Raw genomic sequence first — 15,806 nt, forward strand, 5'->3', positions numbered from 1 at the left:
GACGCTCTGCGTCCGATCTTGAGTGCACGGTGTCAGCACCAGCATGTGACGCGGAGCGTCACGAACGGCATGCCAACGCGGAGCATTGGCACGATAGTCAGAGCGTATTTAAAGGCTACGAATTACTTACCGACCACGTCGCCACGCATTGGCGCCAACCGGGCGATCAAGCGGTTCTGAACCGGAACCGGGACGTTCTCGGTGTCCATCGCTGCGATCAGATTTTCAACCAGCGCGTTGAAATCGCTGGGGGTAAGGTTCTGGCCCTTGTGCGACTCGGCCATACTGTCACCGGTGTAGCGGCACGGACCGCCGGCCTCGACGCAGAGCTTCTCGACCAGTTTGTCGCGTAGACGCACGATGTCGACCTTCTTGAAGTGCTCGACAATCCGGTCATCCCTGGCCACGTTCATGAGCATGCCTTCGACAATGCGCTGGATGCCGGCACGCTGGCCAAGGTCTCGATAAAGACTGTCATCCCTGGGGGGCTGTTGCTGTTGGGCGCAACCGGCCAGTACCGTCAGCATCAGACAGATCAGCAAGCGTCTCATCAGAAACTCCCCTGCACAGACAGATACGTGCCGTTCTGGTTATCCAGCGTAGCGATTTCGCCCAGGCGGGCGTAAGCCAATACAACGGACAAATGCTTGTTGGGGAAATAACCGAGAAACACATCAGCCCAGTCACTTTCGCCCGCAAACGACAGGTTGTCCGGTTTTTCGCGATATTCGACGCCCAGCGCCCAGCGCGGATTGAACAGCACCGCTACCGAACCCTCCTTGAGCAGGCTGCGGCTGTCACGCCGATCCCCGCCAAAGCCCAGCAGGCCGGTTTCATTCGCGCGGCTGTAACGCACGCCGCCGTTGACCACGACGTTGTAGCCGAATGCCGCTCCCATGAACAGCCGGCTGGCCGTCAAGTAACCTTCGACATCCGAATCACGCTGAGCCCCCACCAGGCTGGGGATCAGGAAATCGTTCTGATGCTTGTACTGCACACCCAGAGAGACCTGCGGCAGGCTTTCGTAGATCAGGTCGCCGAACAGGCGCACCTTGACGCCGAATACGTCCTGGCTGAGGTTATCGTCCGGCAGGCTGAGTCTGTGCTGAAGGTTGCTGATATCGAAACGTTGATGAGCGTAGGAAAACTCGACACGGTTGCCGTAGGCGACGGCGAGCCCTGCCACATCAAGGTTGTAATCCGGCAGATTGACGTGCGTGGCGAAGGCCGTCGCGCCCCATTCGCCCTGCTCGCTGTAACCGGTGATCACCGCCCAAGGGGTTATACCGCCCCCAGCACTGCCTTCAATGCTGGTTGCGCCGCCCGTGGCGATCAAACGGCCGTTGTCAGCCCATGCAAGCGCCGGAACGACGCCCGCCAAGCCTGCCAGCAGATACCCCAACAGCAATGATGTTTTGTAGAGCATGGATTAATTCACCATAAGACTGGGTGATGCCTGGAACGTGGCAATCCATGCCTCGAATGCTGACGCCGTCAGCGGTCGACTGATCAGGTAACCCTGGGCCGTATCGCAATGCCAACGCCGGAGCAGGTCCAGACTGTGTTGGTACTCGACACCCTCTGCCACCACCTTGAGTCCGAGGTTGTGGCTCATTTCGATGGTCGACCGCACGATCACCGCGTCTTCGCTGGTTTCATCCAGGTTGCGCACGAAAGACTGATCGATTTTCAGCTCCTGCACCGGCAGACGCTTCAAGTGAGCCAGTGACGAGTAACCGGTTCCGAAGTCATCGACCGACAGGCTGATGCCGCAGTCGCGCAGACGATGGAGGACAATCAGCGCTTTTTCCGGCTCGCTCATCACCGCGCTCTCGGTGATCTCGAATACCAGTTGTTCGGCAGGGACCGCGTATTGCTTAAGCAATTTCATGACGTAACCGGCCAGGTCGTCGCCGAGCAGATCGTCAGCGGAAATATTCACCGATACCTGCAGCACCAGACCACGCTGGCGCCAGTCGGCCAACTGGCGCATCGCCTCTTCGATAACCCAGTTGGTCAGCAGATGAATGCTGCCAGTGCGCTCGGCCAAGACGATGAATTCAGCCGGCGATACGTTGCCGAACTGCGGATGAGTCCAGCGCAGAAGAGCTTCGGCCTGGCGTACATAGCCCTGACGGATATCCAGCTTGGGCTGGTAATGCAGCATCAGTTCGCCATTTTGCGGTGCCTTGCGCAGGTCGCGAATCAGACTGATCTGACGTTGATGGGCGAGGTCGCGCCCGTCCTGATAGATCTGCAGGCGACCGGGCAGGAACGTGGCGTCCTTGCGGGCAATCGCTGCGCGGTTGACCAGTTCGTGAGCAGAGTCACCATGTTCCGGATACACCGTGATGCCAATGCAACACTCCAGCACCAGATCATGGCTGTCGATGCGCTGCGGCTCACTGAGCAGCCGCTGCACGGCGTCGGCCATGCCCACCGCACCGTCGCTGGCAGTATTGTCCAGCAACAAAAGAAATTCGTTGGCCCCCAGCCGCGCCACGGTGTCGCCAGCCCGCAAATTGCTCTGCAGACGCTGACCTACCTGGCGCAACAGTTGCTCTACACCTTCGGCACTTGCACTTTCGCTGATTGTGGCCAGGTTCTCGATGCCCAGATACAACAGGGCGACCGCACGATCTGCTGCAATCGAGCTGCCCAGGCGCTCCATTACCAGCGCCCGATTGGGCAGCCCGGTCAGGTTGTCGTGCAAAGCGTTGTGCGCCAACTGCCCTTCACGCACGGCAATGCCCTGCTGCATGGTGTTGATCGCGTCGGCAAGCATCCCCAACTCGTCGCTGCGAACCAGGGTTACCGGTGTTTTGTAGTCTCCATCTCCAATGCGTTTGGCCGCGATGGCCAGTGCCTGCACCGGCAGCGAGACGCTTCGGGCAAGCGCCAGCGTACCGACCAGCGACGCCAGTAACGCGGCCATGGATATCCAGAAGATCTTTTCATTCAGCGGCGCGAATGCCTGATAGGCCTTGTCCAGCGGGCTCTGTAACAGTGCGATCACTTGCCCGTCACCGCCATTGCTGCTTTTGGCGAGCATCAGGGTCTGGCTGAGAAAGTTAAGGTTCGATTGCTCGGTCAGCAGCATCTGGCCTTCAGAGGAGCTGCGCATCAACTCGATCAGCCCTGCGTGCAAGGCTTCTGGCTGGGTGCTGATCAAATCGCCGGTCTTACCGTCTTCTACCGTGAGAAAAGATACTTCCAGCCCGCTGAGCGAACGCAGTTCTTCGGCGATATCGCTGTCGATGGTAAAGCCCATGACCACGCGGCCGATCGGCAACGGTGCGAGGACAGTGCTCTCCACCAGCAAATGTGGATCTCCGCCGCCCGGCACAATGAGCACTGACTGACCGGCACGTTTGGCGTTGCGCAACGCCTGATCGTAAACGAATCTGGAACCTTCGGGCACTTCGGGCACAGTGCTGGCAATCACGACGCCATCCATGCCCAGCAGAAACATGTCACTGGCATTGATGCGTTTGCCATGATTCAGCAACACCGACCGGATGGTCGATGAATCGGCACTGGCCACAGCATCGCGAAACCCGAAATCGGCCGCCACCAGTTGCACTGTGTCGCGCAGCCGTTTGCCGCGCAGATCAATCAGCCGCTCGAACACTCGGCTACCCACTTCCAGTTGCGCCTGAGCCTGGGTGCGCACCGCATCGCCGGTGGCCACCTTGACCGCAAGAAACACCGCGCCCACGACAATCAGCAGCAGGGCAATGAGAACCCCGGCGATGCGCGTCTGAAAGCTGGCTTTAAATTTCATTCATGCGCGGCCTTGTGAAACGCGTCGCCGAAACCACCGGGTGCGGGCTTGCCGGGTTTGTCCTCGGCTTTAACTTCGACCGTAAGGTTGAAACGCTGAGTGAGGCCCGCTGCGGGCACATCGAACTCGCCGCCCGACACGGGCTGCATGTCTTCGATCTGTGGATGCCAGAGCGTGGCCGCGTAATGTCCGGTGGGTACCTGATCCAGTTTGAGCAGGCCGTTGCTGTCCGTCACACCGAACCATGGCTCGTCGGTGACATAGATGTAGCCGACCATCCAGTCATGGATATTGCAGCCGAGCACCACCACACCGGGTTTGTCGAACAAGAGCGGGTCCGAGGGCGTGCCCTCGTAAAGTCGCAACTCGAAGCGTTTGGCCGGCGAGAACGAGTACACCTGATGGCGAATGTTGTCGCTGTTGGGAAACTTGACCTGAGTACCCGTGTGGACGGCCAGCACATGCGGCGCAAACTCCTGATCGCGCTGGTCCATTGACGCTTTCAGCACCGAGGGCGACGGGGCGGGCGGCCCTTTGAGCGTTACGACCGCATCGGCAAGGGGCTGACCCTCCTTGTCCATTACTTGCGCGGTAAAAGTAGACGCCGATGCATTCGCAGCCGATGCCATCCATAGTCCAGCCAGCACTGCCGAAATAAATACGTTGGTCATACCTGATTCAACCCGTAACGGCAGCGCCGTAAGTAAAAATAAGCTCGCTTTGGCCCACACCGGCTGGACCAACTGGTGATAAATGGCGGTTTTACAACCGCTTTACAGACTATCGACCAAGACTATTGAAACCTGAGGGCCGCCGCCCCATCTAAGAACCATGTTCAACTTCTCAGGTGCCCCATGAGCGACCAGCAGACAGACTCGCCAGATTTGCCCAATGACGCAGACGAGCACGATGTGTCTCTGAGTTCCGACAGCACCTCACTTGCCTTGCCCGGCCAGAACCTGCCCGACAAGGTCTACATCATTCCGATCCACAACCGCCCGTTCTTCCCGGCACAGGTATTGCCGGTCATCGTCAATGAAGAGCCGTGGGCCGAAACGCTTGAGTTGGTCAGCAAGTCAGAGCATCACTCGCTGGCGTTGTTTTTCATGGACACGCCGCAGGAAGATCCACGTCATTTCAAGACAGATGCGCTCCCCGAGTATGGCACTCTGGTCAAGGTTCACCATGCCAGTCGCGAAAATGGCCGGTTACAGTTCGTCGCACAGGGCCTGAGCCGGGTGCGCATCCGCACCTGGCTCAAGCATCACCGCCCGCCGTATCTGGTAGAGGTCGAGTACCCGCAGCAACCCAATGAGCCGACCGATGAAGTGAAGGCCTATGGTATGGCCCTGATCAACGCGATTAAGGAACTGCTGCCGCTCAACCCGCTGTACAGCGAAGAACTGAAAAACTACCTCAACCGCTTCAGCCCCAACGATCCGTCGCCGCTTACCGATTTCGCTGCGGCCTTGACCTCGGCCACCGGCGTAGAGCTGCAAGAAGTACTCGACTGCGTGCCGATGCTCAGGCGTATGGAGAAAGTCCTGCCGATGCTGCGCAAGGAAGTCGAGGTCGCCCGCCTGCAGAAGGAAATCTCTGCCGAGGTAAACCGCAAGATCGGCGAGCATCAGCGTCAGTTCTTCCTCAAGGAACAGCTCAAGGTCATTCAGCAAGAGCTGGGGCTGAGCAAGGACGACCGCAGCGCCGATATCGAGCAGTTCGAGCAGCGTCTCGAAGGCAAGACCCTGCCACCGCAGGCCCGCAAAAAGTTCGACGAAGAGATAGGCAAGCTCAAGGTTCTGGAAACCGGCTCACCGGAATACGCCGTGACGCGTAATTACCTGGACTGGACCAGCTCGTTGCCGTGGGGCGTCTACGGCGCGGACAAGCTCGACCTCAAGCATGCGCGTAAAGTGCTCGATCAGCATCATGCCGGCCTTGATGATATCAAGGCACGTATTCTTGAATTCCTTGCGGTAGGTGCCTACAAGGGTGAAATCAGCGGCTCGATCGTGCTGCTGGTGGGGCCGCCGGGTGTCGGCAAGACCAGTGTCGGGCGCTCGATTGCCGAGTCACTGGGGCGACCGTTCTACCGTCTGAGCGTAGGCGGCATGCGCGATGAGGCCGAAATCAAAGGCCACCGTCGTACGTACATCGGCGCACAGCCGGGCAAGCTGGTGCAGGCGCTTAAAGACGTTGAGGTCATGAACCCGGTCATCATGCTCGATGAAATCGACAAGATGGGCCAAAGCTATCAAGGCGATCCGGCGTCTGCCCTGCTGGAAACCCTGGACCCTGAGCAGAACGTCGAATTTCTCGATCACTATCTGGACCTGCGTCTGGATCTCTCCAAAGTCCTGTTCGTGTGCACTGCCAACACGCTGGATTCGATCCCCGGCCCGTTACTGGACCGGATGGAGGTGATTCGCCTGTCCGGCTATATCACCGAAGAGAAGCTCGCAATTGCCAAGCGCCACCTGTGGCCCAAGCAACTGGAGAAAGCAGGCGTTGCCAAAGGCAAGCTGAGCATCAGCGACAGCGCCCTGCGCGCCGTCATCGAAGGCTATGCTCGCGAAGCAGGTGTGCGGCATCTGGAAAAACAACTGGGCAAGCTGGTGCGCAAAGCCGTTGTCAAGCTGCTGGACACGCCCGACTCAGTGATCAAGATCGGTCCGAAAGACCTTGAAGCGTCGCTGGGCATGCCGGTGTTTCGCAGCGAACAGGTGCTTTCGGGCACCGGTGTGATCACAGGTCTGGCCTGGACCAGCATGGGCGGTGCCACCCTGCCGATCGAAGCAACGCGCATTCATACCCTGAATCGCGGCTTCAAACTGACCGGGCAACTGGGCGACGTGATGAAAGAGTCGGCTGAAATTGCCTACAGCTACGTCAGTGCCAATTTATCTAAGTTTGGCGGCGACGCGAAGTTCTTCGATGAGGCGTTTGTGCACGTCCACGTTCCCGAAGGTGCAACGCCCAAAGACGGTCCGAGCGCGGGTGTGACGATGGCCAGCGCCTTGCTGTCCCTGGCTCGCAACCAGCCGCCGAAAAAAGGCGTGGCCATGACTGGCGAGCTGACACTGACCGGGCATGTACTGCCCATCGGTGGAGTGCGTGAGAAAGTCATTGCCGCGCGACGTCAGAAGATTCACGAGCTGATCCTTCCGGAACCTAACCGTGGCAACTTCGAAGAACTGCCGGACTATCTCAAGGAAGGCATCACCGTTCACTTTGCCAAACGCTTTGCAGATGTGGTGAAGGTGTTGTTTTAAGGGTTGATGCAGCGCAGGTCCCACGCTGGCTATCGTTTCCGGCGTGGGGGCGCATTTCGGTATGATCTCAGTCCAGCCTTGAATGTGCGGCGCGGCTGGATGTGCGACGCAGAGCGCCACACCTGTCGTACTCCCCCACAAAACTCCGATCAGTTATCCTTGCGCCTCGTCTCGCAAAACCGGATCTTGCCATGACCCCTGCCCGTTTCATTGCACCGTTGAGCCTTGCGCTGCTGACGGCGTGCGCGCAAACCCCGAAAAACATCGTCTCCATCGAGGCTGAAAACGATTGCCCACTGACGCTCCAGAGCGGACAGACGCTGATCCTCACCCTGCCCAGCAACCCGACAACCGGCTTTCGCTGGCTGACCCAGAACCCGGCGCAGAATATCCTGCGCAGCCTTGGGCCGGAGGTGTATGCCAACGCCGAGAGCAAGGAGATGGTCGGTAGCGCCGGCCAGTCGGTATGGCGCTACAAAGCAACCGACGCCGGCACAGGAAGGTTGATGATGACCTATCAGCAGCCATGGGCTCCGGAGGTCCCACCGGAGCAGACCTTCGAGTGCGCGATTACCGTGAATTGACGCTTTCGGCCCGGCCTGGCTTGCAGCACGCGCTGCACCATGCATCCCGGCGACAAGTTGGCTAGAATGCCCGCTTTTCAAAGCCGTCACCGGAACCGCCGTGAGCAAAGAAACCGACCGCATTTTCGCCCAGCCACTGGCCCAGGTACCTGATTTCGCCTTCAACGAAGACGTGGTGCGGGTTTTCCCGGACATGATCAAACGTTCGGTACCCGGCTATCCGACGATTGTCGAAAACCTCGGCGTGCTCGCGGCGCAGTTTGCCCAACCGGAAACAGTCCTCTACGACCTCGGCAGTTCGCTGGGTGCCGTGACTCAAGCCTTGCGCCGCCATGTGCGCAGCGAAGGTTGTGAAGTCATGGCGATAGATAATTCCAGCGCGATGGTCGAGCGCTGCCGCGAATACCTGAACGCACAGGATTCGATGTTCCAGGAGCTGTTGCCGGTGCAGGTCGTCGAGGGCGATATTCTGGCACTGGAGTTCAAGCCTGCCTCCGTGGTGGCGCTGAACTTCACTCTGCAATTCATCGCCCCTGATCAGCGCCTGGCGCTGCTCGGGCGCATTCGTGATGCGCTGGTGCCAGGCGGCGCATTGATTCTCTCGGAAAAACTGCGGTTCGATGACGAGCAGGAACATGCACTGCTGACGGACCTGCACATCGCTTTCAAACGCGCGAACGGCTACAGCGACCTGGAAATTGCCCAGAAGCGCAGTGCCATCGAAAACGTCATGAAGCCCGACAGCCTTGATGAACACCGCCAACGTCTGCTTGCCGCAGGTTTTTCCAAGGTGGTGCCCTGGTTCCAATGCCTTAACTTTACCTCGTTGATTGCCCTGCCATGATTGATCTCGCTCCGCTTGTCCGCCGTCTGGCGGGAACCCCTCTGGCTGACTGGGCCAATGGCCTGCAAGCACAACTGGATACCAAGATGGCCAAGGGTCATGGCGATCTGCAACGCTGGCAAAGTGCACTGGATGCCCTTCCGGATCTGCAGCCCGAGCGAGTCGACCTGACCGACAGTTTTACCCTTGAGGGCAGCTGCAACGGTGAAACCCGCACCGTACTGCGCAAGGCATTGCTGGGCCTTTCGCCGTGGCGCAAAGGGCCATTCAATGTGTTTGGCGTGCACATCGACACCGAATGGCGCTCGGACTGGAAGTGGTCCCGGGTATCGCCGCATCTTGATCTCAAGGGCAAACGCGTCCTGGACGTTGGTTGCGGTAACGGTTATTACCAGTGGCGCATGCTGGGCGCCGGGGCTGACAGCGTGATCGGCGTGGACCCCAACTGGCTGTTCTTCTGTCAGTTTCAGGCGATGCAACGCTACCTGCCTGACCTCCCCGCCTGGCACCTGCCGTTTGCGCTGGAAGACCTGCCCGCCAACCTGGAAGGCTTCGACACCGTGTTCTCTATGGGTGTGCTGTATCACCGCAAGTCACCTATCGACCATTTGCTGGCATTAAAAGACTGCCTGGTAAAAGGTGGCGAGCTGGTGATGGAAACGCTGGTGGTGCCGGGCGATGTACACCAGGTACTGGTGCCGGAAGACCGTTACGCACAGATGCGCAACGTCTGGTTCCTACCGTCGGTGCCTGCGCTGGAGCTGTGGATGCGCCGCGCAGGATTCACCGATGTGCGCTGCGTCGATGTCAGCCATACGACGGTCGAAGAACAGCGCAGTACCGAATGGATGCGCTTCCAGTCACTGAGCGACTATCTGGACCCTGCCGATCACAGCAAGACCGTCGAAGGCTTGCCCGCGCCGATGCGCGCTGTGATTGTAGGGCGCAAGCCTTGAACGGTGCTTAGCGGGCGGCCGCCACGATCAACGCCTTCATCTCTGCCACCGCCGCCTTGAAGCCCACGAACAGAGCATGAGCCACCAGCGCGTGGCCGATGTTCAGTTCGTTGATGCCCTTGATCGCCGCGACCGCTTCGACGTTGTGGTAATGCAGGCCATGTCCGGCATTGACGATCAGGCCTTGTGCAAGACCAAACGTCACGCCGTCGGCGACCCGCTGCAGTTCTTCGGCGACTTCAGTCGGGGTCTGAGCATCGGCATAACGCCCTGTGTGCAACTCAATGGCTGGCGCCCCGACACGCTTTGAAGCGGCAATCTGGCGCTCATCGGCGTCGATGAACAGCGAAACCTCGCAGCCGATTTTCGCCAGCCGCTCGACCGCTGCCTTGATCCGTGCTTCCTGGCCTGCGACATCCAGCCCGCCTTCGGTGGTCAGCTCCTGTCGTGTCTCCGGGACCAAGCAGATATGCGCAGGACGAATACGCTCGGCAAACGCGAGCATTTCTTCGGTCACGCCCATCTCGAAATTCATTCGGGTCTGCAGCACATCCTTGAGCAGCAGCACGTCGCGCTCTTGAATGTGCCGACGGTCTTCACGCAGGTGAACGGTGATACCGTCGGCACCTGCTTCTTCGGCATCCAGTGCCGCCTTGACCGGGTCCGGGTAACGTGTGCCGCGGGCCTGACGCAAAGTGGCTACATGGTCAATATTCACGCCGAGAAGGATGCGAGTGCTTTGGGTCACGGTTGTCTCCAGAAAAATGGGCGAGCTGATCGAAGCAGGTTGTAGAGAATAAAGCTTGATCAAGGCTTGCGAAACAGTTCACGACTGACAAGTGGACGACCACCCAGATGCACCGCCAGCGCGTGACGCATCAGACGCTTGGCAGCAGACAACGCACCGGGAACGCTCCAGTCCGCCTCTGACATGGCGAGCAATTCTGCGCCTTGAAACAGGCCTGGTTGAAGCAGATATACACGCTCAAGCCCGGCATCCACCTGCAGACGGTACATGCCCTCGACTGCCAGCGGTTCACCGTTGATGTCGGCGTCCATTGCGAAGCCGTAGCCCAGATCGTCCAGCAACCGCCATTCAAAGGAACGCAGCAACGGTTCCAGCGGACGGCCCAGCCCGAGGGCCAGCAAGGTCGCGGCATAATGTTCGAATACCGCTGGATGCGGATCTTCAGCGGGCAACAGGCGAATCAGCAGCTCATTGAGGTACATGCCGCTGAACAGCGCCTCGCCAGTCATCCAGGTGGCGACACCTGCGCTGTCCATGCGACCGACATTCTTGAGCTCGCCGCGCCCTCGAAACTCGACTTCAAGCGGCACGAAAGGACGCGCCAGTGAGCCCGCCTTGCCTTTGGCACTGCGCAGCACGGCACGCAGCCGCCCCTGGGGCGTGAGAAAATCGACCAGCGCGCTGTTTTCGCGGTATGCACGGCTATGGAGCACATAAGCAGGTTGGCCGGTGGGCGTGCTCATCAGGCTGGCTCGAAAGAGAAGTGTTCGCCCGACCGCAGAGGGTCAGGCGAAAAGAGGGCTTACAGGTCGCCGTAGCCGAGGGAGCGAAGTGCACGCTCGTCATCGGACCAGCCACCTTTGACCTTGACCCACAGGTTGAGCATCACCTTGGAGTCGAACAACAGTTCCATGTCGCGACGCGCATCACTGCCGATACGCTTGATACGGTCGCCCTTGTCACCAATGATGATCTTCTTCTGCCCGTCGCGCTCGACGAGAATCAGGGCATGGATATGCAGCGTGCGCCCCTGCTGCTTGAACTCTTCGATCTCGACGGTGATCTGGTACGGAAGTTCGGCACCCAACTGGCGCATGATCTTCTCGCGAACCAGTTCTGCGGCCAGAAAGCGGCTGCTGCGGTCGGTGATCTGGTCTTCCGGGAAGAAGTGATCATTTTCGGGCAGGTGCGAGGCAATCAGGCTTTCAAGCGCTTCCAGGTTATGGCCGTGCTGTGCGGAAATGGGCACGATGGACGCATTCGGCAGTTGACCTTGCAGCCACTCCAGATGCGGCATCAGTTCGCTCTTGTCTTCGATGCGGTCAGTCTTGTTGATCGCCAGAATGACCGGCCCCTGCACGTACTGAACGCGCTCCAGAACCATCTGGTCTTCGTCTGTCCAGCGGGTGCGATCCACAACGAAGATTACTACGTCGACGTCTTTCAAGGCTGCCGAAGCGGTCTTGTTCATGTAACGGTTGAGCGCTTTCTCGCCATTCTTGTGCATGCCGGGAGTATCGACATAGATCGCCTGCACAGTGCCCTCGGTCTTGATGCCCAGCATGTTGTGGCGCGTGGTCTGCGGCTTGCGCGAGGTAATCGCGAGCTTCTGACCCAGAATATGGTTGAGCAGCGTGGACTTGCCTACGTTGGGACGGCCGACAATGGCAACATAGCCACAGCGTGTTGCGGTTGTATCATTCATGACCGTTCTCCACGCCCAGGGCGATGAGTGCTGCTGCAGCGGCGACCTGTTCGGCGATCCGGCGGCTGACACCCTGTCCTCGGCTTTTTTCATTCAATAGGTTGATCTCGCATTCGACGAAAAACGTCCGGCAATGCGGTTCGCCCTGGATATCCACCACCTCATAACGCGGCAGTTCGCAGGCCCGCGACTGGAGAAACTCCTGCAGTCGGGTCTTGGGGTCCTTGTTGGTGTCCACCAGCGTCAGGCTGTCGAACTCGGTCGTCAGCCAGGCCAGAACGCGCTCGCGCGCCGCCTCCATGCCTGCATCCAGATAGATCGCACCGATCAACGCCTCAAGGGCATCGGCAAGAATCGACTCGCGACGGAAACCGCCGCTTTTCAGTTCGCCGGAACCCAGACGAAGGTACTCGCCCAGGTCGAAACCACGAGCCAGCAGCGCCAATGTTTCGCCTTTCACCAATCGCGCACGCAAGCGGGACAGCTGGCCTTCACGAGCCTGGGGAAAACGTTCGAACAACGCCTCGCCCGCCACGAAGTTGAGAATGGCATCGCCGAGAAATTCCAGACGCTCATTGTTGCGACCGGCAAAACTGCGGTGGGTCAGGGCCAGGACCATCAGTTCCTGATCCTTGAAGGTATAGCCGAGCTGACGCTCAAGGCGGCTCAAGGATACGCTCACGGTTTACCCACACTGAATTGCTTGTCGAACTTCATCACCAGATCGATGTTCTGGAACCACGGTTCACGCTGCTCATAATTCAAATGAGCCTTGAACGCATTGTTCTCCACCGTCACTTTCAACGCCTTGTTCAAATCTATATCCCGAATACTGTTGACCTGCATGTTCTTACCGACATAACCGTAGAAATCGTCGACCGTGGTAATGTCCATGGCCTGATTGTTGTCGACCGCTTCGATGATTTTCTTCATCGTCATGTAGTCGAGGTAGTGTGGAATCAGCTTGAAGGCCGTGCTGGTCGCGAACGCGACCAGCGCCAGTACCAACAGCCATCCCACGAACGAAAAACCTTTTTGAGAAGTAGAGAACGTCATGTTCGACTTCGACCTCAAGAGTGAACCGCCTGCCCGACCGGGTCGACTCAGGATTCAGAGGCGTTTCCAGTCAGCCCAAATGACATACGGCGCTGCTCCAGGCAGCGCCGCATCGATTACTTGATCAACCCTACGCGTGCAAAATTAGGGAAGTGGCTCAACTTCGGCTCCGGCCAGCTCATCCAGACCGCGAACGCCTTGCCTACGATGTTCTTGTCCGGAACCATGCCCAGTTCGTCCTTGGGAATATTGGGATCATCCCAGTAACGGCTGTCATTCGAGTTGTCGCGGTTGTCGCCCATCATGAAGTAGTGCGCAGCAGGCACTGTCCACTCACTGTCAGGCGGCGCGCGGTAGCGGCTCATTTCCTGACGGATCTGGTGTTCGACTGCGCCCAGTTGCTCTTCGTACAGTTCCGCGCTGCCCAGTGTGCCGGGCTCGGTGCCGATCAGCTTTTTGGCCACCAGCTCACCGTTGATGAACAACCGCTTGTCGCTGGTGTAGCGGATGCGATCGCCCGGCAAACCGACAACACGCTTGATGTAGTTGACGCTCGGGTCACTTGGGTAGCGGAACACCATCACATCGCCACGCTGTGGGTCACCGAGCTGGATGACCTTCTGGTCCAGTACCGGCAGGCGAATGCCGTACGCGAACTTGTTGACCAGGATGAAATCACCCACGTCCAGTGTCGGTTTCATGGAGCCCGAAGGAATCTGGAAAGGCTCTACCAGAAACGAACGGAGCACCAGCACGATAAACAGCACCGGGAAGAACGACTTGCCGTACTCAACCAGCAAAGGCTCCTTGTTCAAGCGCTCCACGACAGCAATGTCAGGTTCGCCGACGCTTCCCTGATAATTCGAAATGGCGGCCCGGCGACGGGGCGCCAGGATGACCAGATCAATCAGTGCAAGCACGCCACAGACGAAAACAGCGATGACCAACAACAGCGGGAAATTTAGTGACATAGGACCTGACTATTCCAACCTGAGCACTGCAAGGAAGGCTTCCTGTGGAATTTCCACGTTGCCGACCTGCTTCATGCGTTTCTTACCGGCCTTTTGCTTCTCCAGCAATTTACGCTTGCGGCTGACGTCGCCGCCGTAGCATTTGGCCAGTACGTTCTTTCTTAGTGCCTTGACGGTTGTCCGTGCCACGATCTGACCGCCAATGGCGGCCTGAATTGCCACGTCGAACATTTGTCGAGGGATCAGCTCTTTCATCTTCTCGGTCAACGCACGCCCTTTGTAGTGCGCGTTGTCGCGATGAACGATCAACGCCAGGGCATCGACCTTCTCGGCGTTGATCAGAACGTCGAGCTTGACCAGGTTGGCCGACTGGTAACGATCAAAATGATAGTCCAGTGAAGCATAACCGCGGCTGACAGACTTGAGACGATCAAAGAAGTCCAGAACCACTTCGTTCATCGGCAAATCGTAGCTGACCTGAACCTGGGTGCCGAGGAACAGCATGTCGTGCTGCACACCGCGTTTTTCGATGCACAACGTAATGACGTTACCCAGGTGCTCCTGCGGCACAAGAATATTTGCGCGAACGATAGGCTCGCGCATGTCCTCAATGGCCGACAGGTCAGGCAGCTTGGATGGGTTATCGACATAGATCGTTTCGCCGCTCTTGAGCAACAGCTCGAAGATTACGGTGGGTGCGGTGGTGATCAGGTCGAGATTGTATTCGCGCTCCAGACGTTCCTGGATGATCTCCATGTGGAGCATGCCAAGGAAGCCACAGCGGAAGCCAAAGCCAAGTGCATCGGAGCTTTCCGGCAGGTACTGCAGTGAAGAGTCGTTCAGCGTCAGCTTTTGCAGCGCTTCACGGAAGTCCTCGAAATCGTCCGAACTGACCGGGAACAAGCCAGCATAGACCTGCGGCTGAATCCGCTTGAAACCTGGCAGCACGTCTACGTCAGGTGTGGAGCTCAGAGTCAGGGTGTCACCGACCGGCGCACCGTGGATGTCCTTGATACCGGCAATGATGAAGCCCACTTCGCCGGCTTTCAGATCAACGGTTGCAGTGTGCTTGGGATTGAACACCCCTACGCTGTCGACCAGATGCAGCTTGCCGGTGGACTTGACGAGAATCTTGTCGCCTTTCTTGACGCGCCCGTGGCGCACGCGCACCAGGGACACGACACCCAGATAGTTGTCGAACCAGGAGTCGATGATCAACGCTTGCAGCGGATCTTCGATGTTGCCGGTCGGTGCCGGGATGGTTGCGACCAGACGCTCGAGCACCTCGTCCACGCCCATGCCGCTCTTGGCACTGCACGCCACGGCATCGGTGGCGTCGATGCCAATGATCTTCTCGATCTCTTCCTTGACGCGGTCCGGATCGGCCTGCGGCAGGTCCATCTTGTTCAGTACCGGCATGACCTCAAGGCCCTGCTCGATGGCGGTGTAGCAATTGGCGACCGACTGTGCCTCGACGCCCTGCCCCGCATCGACCACCAGCAATGCGCCTTCGCACGCGGCCAGGGATCGGCTGACCTCATAGGTAAAATCGACGTGCCCGGGGGTGTCGATGAAGTTCAGCTGGTAGGTGATACCGTCTTTGGCCTTGTAATACAGGGTAACGCTGTGGGCCTTGATGGTGATCCCGCGCTCGCGCTCAAGATCCATGGAGTCGAGCACCTGCGCTTCCATTTCGCGCTCGGACAGGCCGCCGCACATTTGAATGAAGCGGTCGGCCAGCGTCGACTTGCCATGGTCAATGTGGGCGATGATGGAGAAATTGCGGATATGACTCAAATCACTCACGGATCAACACTCAAAAAGGTTGCAGGCAGATTGCCCGCCGAAAAATAGCCGGGAATTGTACCTGAACTAAGCAAGAGGCG

Annotated in this window: 15 protein-coding genes; 4 read left to right on the top strand and 11 right to left on the bottom strand. The window is 58.6% G+C overall.

Translation table 11 applies throughout. The features are described 5' to 3' along the window. Positions 1-122: 122 nt before the first annotated feature. The 4 genes from ALO80_RS22175 to ALO80_RS22190 are packed head-to-tail and all read right to left on the bottom strand — an operon-like array spanning position 123 to position 4,455. Positions 123-551 carry a group I truncated hemoglobin gene (locus ALO80_RS22175; protein WP_054984235.1) on the bottom strand — a complete coding sequence of 143 codons (429 nt, stop codon included), beginning with the start codon at positions 549-551 and terminating at the stop codon, positions 123-125. Beyond that, entirely contained in the window at positions 551-1,426 is an 876-nt protein-coding gene (locus tag ALO80_RS22180) for a DUF3034 family protein (protein ID WP_055010557.1), read from the bottom strand. The genes ALO80_RS22175 and ALO80_RS22180 overlap by 1 nt, the downstream gene beginning before the upstream one ends. Before the next feature lie 3 nt (positions 1,427-1,429). Then, on the bottom strand, positions 1,430-3,784 hold the full coding sequence (locus ALO80_RS22185; protein WP_055010558.1) for a bifunctional diguanylate cyclase/phosphodiesterase: 2,355 nt from the start codon (positions 3,782-3,784) through the stop codon (positions 1,430-1,432). Further along, positions 3,781-4,455 carry a hypothetical protein gene (locus ALO80_RS22190; RefSeq protein ID WP_055010559.1) on the bottom strand — a complete coding sequence of 225 codons (675 nt, stop codon included), beginning with the start codon at positions 4,453-4,455 and terminating at the stop codon, positions 3,781-3,783. Before ALO80_RS22190 ends, ALO80_RS22185 begins: the two co-directional genes overlap by 4 nt. Before the next feature lie 183 nt (positions 4,456-4,638). On the opposite strand from ALO80_RS22190, the gene lon reads away from it, so the two are divergent. From lon to cmoB, 4 genes are all read left to right on the top strand, one after another. Continuing rightward, positions 4,639-7,056 carry an endopeptidase La gene (gene lon / locus ALO80_RS22195; protein ID WP_055010560.1) on the top strand — a complete coding sequence of 806 codons (2,418 nt, stop codon included), beginning with the start codon at positions 4,639-4,641 and terminating at the stop codon, positions 7,054-7,056. 191 nt (positions 7,057-7,247) lie between these two features. Then, positions 7,248-7,640 (top strand): protease inhibitor I42 family protein, encoded by a 393-nt coding sequence (locus tag ALO80_RS22200; protein ID WP_055010561.1) that lies wholly within the window; start codon positions 7,248-7,250, stop codon positions 7,638-7,640. Between the two features lie 100 nt (positions 7,641-7,740). After that, entirely contained in the window at positions 7,741-8,484 is a 744-nt protein-coding gene (gene cmoA / locus ALO80_RS22205) for a carboxy-S-adenosyl-L-methionine synthase CmoA (protein ID WP_055006413.1), read from the top strand. After that, positions 8,481-9,440, top strand: a complete 960-nt coding sequence (gene cmoB / locus ALO80_RS22210) for a tRNA 5-methoxyuridine(34)/uridine 5-oxyacetic acid(34) synthase CmoB (RefSeq protein ID WP_055010562.1) — start codon at positions 8,481-8,483, stop codon at positions 9,438-9,440. Before cmoA ends, cmoB begins: the two co-directional genes overlap by 4 nt. A 7-nt stretch (positions 9,441-9,447) precedes the next feature. Here cmoB and pdxJ read toward each other — a convergent pair whose 3' ends face one another. From pdxJ to lepA, 7 genes are all read right to left on the bottom strand, one after another. After that, entirely contained in the window at positions 9,448-10,188 is a 741-nt protein-coding gene (gene pdxJ / locus ALO80_RS22215; RefSeq protein ID WP_055010563.1) for a pyridoxine 5'-phosphate synthase, read from the bottom strand. 59 nt (positions 10,189-10,247) lie between these two features. Then, positions 10,248-10,931: a DNA repair protein RecO gene (gene recO / locus ALO80_RS22220; protein WP_055010564.1), complete on the bottom strand. Its 684-nt coding sequence runs from the start codon at positions 10,929-10,931 to the stop codon at positions 10,248-10,250. Positions 10,932-10,990: 59 nt separating this feature from the next. Beyond that, positions 10,991-11,893 carry a GTPase Era gene (era, locus tag ALO80_RS22225; RefSeq protein ID WP_054984244.1) on the bottom strand — a complete coding sequence of 301 codons (903 nt, stop codon included), beginning with the start codon at positions 11,891-11,893 and terminating at the stop codon, positions 10,991-10,993. After that, a complete protein-coding gene (gene rnc, locus ALO80_RS22230; protein WP_002554906.1) occupies positions 11,886-12,575 on the bottom strand; it encodes a ribonuclease III in 690 nt (229 codons plus the stop codon). Before rnc ends, era begins: the two co-directional genes overlap by 8 nt. Then, the gene (locus ALO80_RS22235) at positions 12,572-12,949 is read right to left on the bottom strand and encodes a DUF4845 domain-containing protein (RefSeq protein WP_054984245.1); all 378 of its coding nucleotides are present in this window, start codon (positions 12,947-12,949) and stop codon (positions 12,572-12,574) included. The genes rnc and ALO80_RS22235 overlap by 4 nt, the downstream gene beginning before the upstream one ends. Positions 12,950-13,065: 116 nt before the next feature. Next, positions 13,066-13,920 carry a signal peptidase I gene (gene lepB, locus ALO80_RS22240; protein ID WP_002554908.1) on the bottom strand — a complete coding sequence of 285 codons (855 nt, stop codon included), beginning with the start codon at positions 13,918-13,920 and terminating at the stop codon, positions 13,066-13,068. Between the two features lie 9 nt (positions 13,921-13,929). Beyond that, the gene (lepA, locus tag ALO80_RS22245; RefSeq protein ID WP_054984247.1) at positions 13,930-15,726 is read right to left on the bottom strand and encodes a translation elongation factor 4; all 1,797 of its coding nucleotides are present in this window, start codon (positions 15,724-15,726) and stop codon (positions 13,930-13,932) included. Between the last annotated feature and the right edge of the window lie 80 nt (positions 15,727-15,806).

This window comes from Pseudomonas caricapapayae, assembly GCF_001400735.1.
GTDB classification, from domain to species: Bacteria; Pseudomonadota; Gammaproteobacteria; order Pseudomonadales; family Pseudomonadaceae; genus Aquipseudomonas; species Aquipseudomonas caricapapayae.